This is a genomic window from Pseudomonas sp. Sample_24, assembly GCF_004307605.1.
In the GTDB taxonomy this organism is placed as follows: Bacteria; Pseudomonadota; Gammaproteobacteria; order Pseudomonadales; family Pseudomonadaceae; genus Aquipseudomonas.
In genome coordinates, this window is record NZ_RCNW01000455.1 from 1 (window position 1) to 4,411 (window position 4,411).

The window sequence follows — 4,411 nt, forward strand, 5'->3', positions numbered from 1 at the left end:
CCGTTTCAAGTAAAACGTTGCACCTTTTCGGCATCAAGGCCTGCGACACCATGAAAAAGGCGCGCACCTGGCTCGATGAACACGCTGTCAGCTATGACTTTCATGATTACAAGGCGCTCGGAATCGACCGGGAACACCTGACCCAATGGTGCAACGAGCACGGCTGGGAAGTGGTGTTGAACCGCGCAGGCACGACCTTTCGCAAGCTCGACGACGAACGCAAAGCCGATCTCGACCAGTCGAAAGCCATTGAACTGATGCTCGCACAACCTTCGATGATCAAGCGCCCGGTGCTCGATCTCGGTGACCGAACCCTGATTGGCTTCAAGCCAGATATCTACGCGGCCGCGCTCAAGTAAGCAGCCCGTTTCAATTTGTTAGAGGTATCAACATGTCCACTACCCTGTTCAGCCTGGCCTTTGGTGTCGGCACTCAAAACCGTGAAGGCGCATGGCTGGAAGTGTTCTACGCGCAGCCGTTGCTCAACCCGTCGGCCGAACTGGTCGCCGCCATCGCGCCGATCCTGGGCTACAGCGAAGGCAATCAGGCCATCGCATTCACCACGGCTCAGGCCTCGCAACTGGCCGAAGCCGTCAAAGGCGTCGACGCTGCCCAGGCTGCCCTGCTGACCCGTCTGGCCGAGAGCCACAAGCCACTGGTCGCCACCTTGCTGGCTGAAGACGCGCAACTGTCTTCGACCCCTGAGGCGTACCTCAAGCTGCACTTGCTGTCCCATCGTCTGGTCAAGCCGCACGGCCTGAACCTGGCTGGCATCTTCCCGTTGCTGCCCAACGTTGCCTGGACCAGCCAGGGCGCGATCGACCTGGGCGAACTGGCCGAACACCAACTGGAAGCGCGCCTGCGTGGCGAGCTGCTGGAAGTGTTCTCGGTGGACAAGTTCCCGAAAATGACCGACTACGTGGTACCGGCCGGCGTGCGCATCGCTGACGCGGCGCGTCTGCGTCTGGGTGCCTACGTGGGCGAAGGCACCACCGTGATGCACGAAGGCTTCATCAACTTCAACGCTGGCACCGAAGGCCCGGGCATGATCGAAGGTCGCGTCTCGGCTGGCGTGTTCGTCGGCAAGGGTTCGGACCTGGGCGGCGGTTGCTCGACCATGGGCACCCTGTCGGGCGGCGGCAACATCGTGATCAAGGTCGGTGAAGGCTGCCTGATCGGCGCCAACGCCGGTATCGGCATTCCATTGGGTGACCGCAATACCGTTGAGTCCGGCCTGTATGTGACCGCTGGTACCAAAGTGGCGCTGCTGGACGAGAAAAACCAACTGGTCAAAGTAGTGAAGGCTCGTGAACTGGCCGGCCAGGCCGACCTGCTGTTCCGTCGCAATTCGGAAACCGGCGCTGTGGAATGCAAAACCCACAAATCGGCTATCGAACTGAACGAAGCGCTGCACGCTCACAACTAAGCAGCGCATCATCGCCCCTCTGTAGGAGCATGGCTTGCCCGCGATACTTTTGGCGGTCCAAAGGCCCCATCGCGAGCAAGCTTTGCTCCCACAGTAGTGCGGTGTAACCCCGCCCATGTTCACCAGGGCCCGATAACATGCTGATTCCCTCTCCCTGGCGCGCCGATTTTCCAGCCATCGCCGCCCTGCAACGGCAAGGCCAGACTTATCTGGACAACGCCGCCACCACGCAAAAACCTCAAGCCCTGCTGGATGCCCTGGCGCATTACTATGCCAACGGCGCAGCCAACGTGCATCGGGCACAACATTTGCCCGGCGCCCACGCCACCCAGGCGTTCGAGGACAGCCGCCGCAAAGTCGCGCAATGGCTCAATGCCGCCGACAGCGGGCAGATCATCTTTACCCATGGCGCGACGTCCGCGCTGAATCTGCTGGCTTATGGCCTGGAGCATCTATTCCATCCGGGCGACGAGATTGTCATCAGCGCCCTGGAGCATCACGCCAACCTGCTGCCGTGGCAGCAACTGGCGCACCGCCGTGAGCTGAAACTGGTGGTCCTGCCACTGGATGCCGACGGTGTGATCGATCTTGAAGCCGCCACCGGCTTGATCGGTCCGCGCACGCGTCTGTTGGCCGTCAGCCAATTGTCCAACGTGATCGGCGCCTGGCAGCCTTTGCCTGCGCTGCTGGCAATGGCCAAGGCGCACAACGCCTTGACCGTGGTCGACGGCGCGCAAGGCGTGGTCCATGGTCGCCATGATGTGCAGGCGCTGGGTTGCGACTTTTATGTGTTTTCCAGCCACAAGCTCTACGGCCCCGATGGCCTCGGTGCGTTGTTCGGTCGCAATGAAGCGTTGCAACGACTGCGCCCCTGGCAGTTCGGCGGCGAGATGGTACTGGACGCCAACTACCACGACGCACGCTTTCGCCCGGCGCCATTGGGATTCGAGGCCGGGACACCACCGATCGCCAGTGTGATCGGTCTTGGGGCGACACTGGACTATCTCGCCGCTCTCGATCAGGACGCGGTGTCCGCCCATGAAGCGGCGCTGCACGACTATCTGCTCAAAGGCCTTGCTGCACGCAATGGCGTCCACTTGCTGGGCAAGCCACAGTTGGCACTGGTCAGTTTTACTGTCGAAGGTGTGCATAACTCTGACTTGGCGCACTTGCTGACCGAACAAGGGATCGCGGTGCGCGCCGGTCATCACTGCGCCATGCCGCTGCTCAAGAGCTTCCATCTGGCCGGGGCGATTCGCGTGTCGTTGGCGTTGTATAACGATTCCGAAGATCTGGAGCGGTTCTTTGAAGCGCTGGATCAGGCGCTGGAGCTGTTGCGATGAACCTGCCTGCCGATGCCGTGACGGCACTCGAAACCTTTCAAAACGCGGCCGGCTGGGAACAGCGGGCGCGCCTGCTGATGCAGTGGGGCGATCGCCTGCCTGCGTTGAGCGATGCGCAAATGTGTGATGCCAACCGTGTGCACGGCTGTGAAAGCCAAGTGTGGCTGGTGGGTGAATTACGCGACGGGCACTGGCAATTCAGCGCCAACAGCGATGCGCGATTGATTCGTGGATTGGTGGCGTTGTTGTTGGCGCGGGTTAACGGGTTGTCGGCGGTGGAGTTGCGGCAGGTGGATTTGGCGGATTGGTTCAATCAGTTGGGATTGGGGCGACAGTTATCAGAGTCGCGCAGCAATGGCCTGAATGCCGTACTACAGCGGATGCGCGAACTGGCCGCCTGACCGATCGTTCCCACGCTCTGCGTGGGAATGCCTCAAGGGACGCTCCGCGTTCCAGCTCTGGAAAGGGACGCGGAGCGTCCCGGGCTGCATTCCCACGCAGAGCGTGGGAACGATCATCGGTCATACCGCAGGTTTTACCCGATCCGCCGGCCGCCGCACACCCGCCACAATCTTGTCCACAGCCTTGGTCGCCGCGACCATGCCGAATGTCGCCGTCACCATCATCACGGCGCCAAAACCACCGGCGCAGTCGAGCTTCACACCCTCACCGACAAAACTCTTCTGCAAACAAATACTGCCGTCCGGTTTCGGGTAGCGCAGTTGCTCGGTGGAAAACACGCACGGCACGCTGTAGTGGCGGGTTACGGTGCGGGAGAAGCCGTAGTCACGGCGCAAGGTGGAACGGACTTTCGAGGCCAGCGGATCGTTGAAGGTACGGTTGAGGTCGCAGACCTGGATCAGCGTCGGATCGATCTGCCCGCCAGCACCGCCGGTGGTGATGATCTGGATTTTGCGGCGTTTGCACCAAGCGATCAGCGCTGCCTTGGCGTTGACGCTGTCGATGCAATCGATCACGCAGTCGATGTTCGGCGTGATGTATTCAGCCATGGTGTCACGGGTAACGAAGTCAGGCACTGCATGCACCGTGCAATCCGGGTTGATCCCGCGCAGGCGCTCGGCCATCACCTCGACCTTGGGTTTGCCGACAGTGCTGTCCAGTGCATGCAACTGACGGTTGGCATTGCTGACGCAGACGTCGTCGAGGTCGAACAACGATATTTCGCCTACACCACACCGGGCCATGGCTTCCGCCGCCCAGGAACCGACGCCGCCGACGCCGACGATCGCCACATGGGCGGCTTTCAAGCGCTCAAGGCCTTCGATGCCATACAAACGGGCGATGCCAGCAAACCGCGGATCTTCTGTACTCATGACCATTACCCTAAAAACCGGCGCGCATTATAGGGCCACCGACGGTCAAGAGCATCATTACGCTATGAACGGACATCTTCCGGAAAAACTACATCGAACGAAGATTTATCTGACGCGCTCTAACCAAAGAACTTAAACCGACTTGGATTGCCCAACGTCCGGCATTTCCCTGTCCGGTGTACGTTCAGTGAACCGCCAGTGTAGGATGCGCGCCCTTCTACGGCCGCCGACCGTTTATTTGTTCCACAGTCTTTGGAACCCGAAATAGCTATGTCATCGCGTAAATTTGGACTCAACCTGGTGGTGGT

The 4,411-nt window shown here is 60.4% G+C and carries 5 protein-coding genes; 4 read left to right on the forward strand and 1 reads right to left on the reverse strand.

Features of this window, described 5'->3' with window-relative positions; translation table 11 throughout:
* The first annotated feature begins 17 nt into the window (after positions 1-17).
* The 4 genes from D8V06_RS26370 (at position 18) to D8V06_RS26385 (ending at position 3,170) form a co-directional block, all read left to right on the forward strand.
* On the forward strand, positions 18-359 hold the full coding sequence (locus D8V06_RS26370; protein WP_130932109.1) for an ArsC family reductase: 342 nt from the start codon (positions 18-20) through the stop codon (positions 357-359).
* A 32-nt stretch (positions 360-391) separates the two neighbouring features.
* The gene (gene dapD / locus D8V06_RS26375) at positions 392-1,426 is read left to right on the forward strand and encodes a 2,3,4,5-tetrahydropyridine-2,6-dicarboxylate N-succinyltransferase (protein WP_056856253.1); all 1,035 of its coding nucleotides are present in this window, start codon (positions 392-394) and stop codon (positions 1,424-1,426) included.
* Between the two features lie 137 nt (positions 1,427-1,563).
* Positions 1,564-2,769, forward strand: a complete 1,206-nt coding sequence (locus D8V06_RS26380) for a cysteine desulfurase (RefSeq protein WP_056856254.1) — start codon at positions 1,564-1,566, stop codon at positions 2,767-2,769.
* Entirely contained in the window at positions 2,766-3,170 is a 405-nt protein-coding gene (locus D8V06_RS26385; protein WP_130932110.1) for a SufE family protein, read from the forward strand. The genes D8V06_RS26380 and D8V06_RS26385 overlap by 4 nt, the downstream gene beginning before the upstream one ends.
* 120 nt (positions 3,171-3,290) lie before the next feature.
* On the opposite strand, the gene tcdA is transcribed toward D8V06_RS26385, so the two are convergent.
* Positions 3,291-4,109, reverse strand: coding sequence for a tRNA cyclic N6-threonylcarbamoyladenosine(37) synthase TcdA (gene tcdA, locus D8V06_RS26390; protein WP_130906379.1), 819 nt, complete (start codon positions 4,107-4,109; stop codon positions 3,291-3,293).
* Positions 4,110-4,411 lie beyond the last annotated feature (302 nt).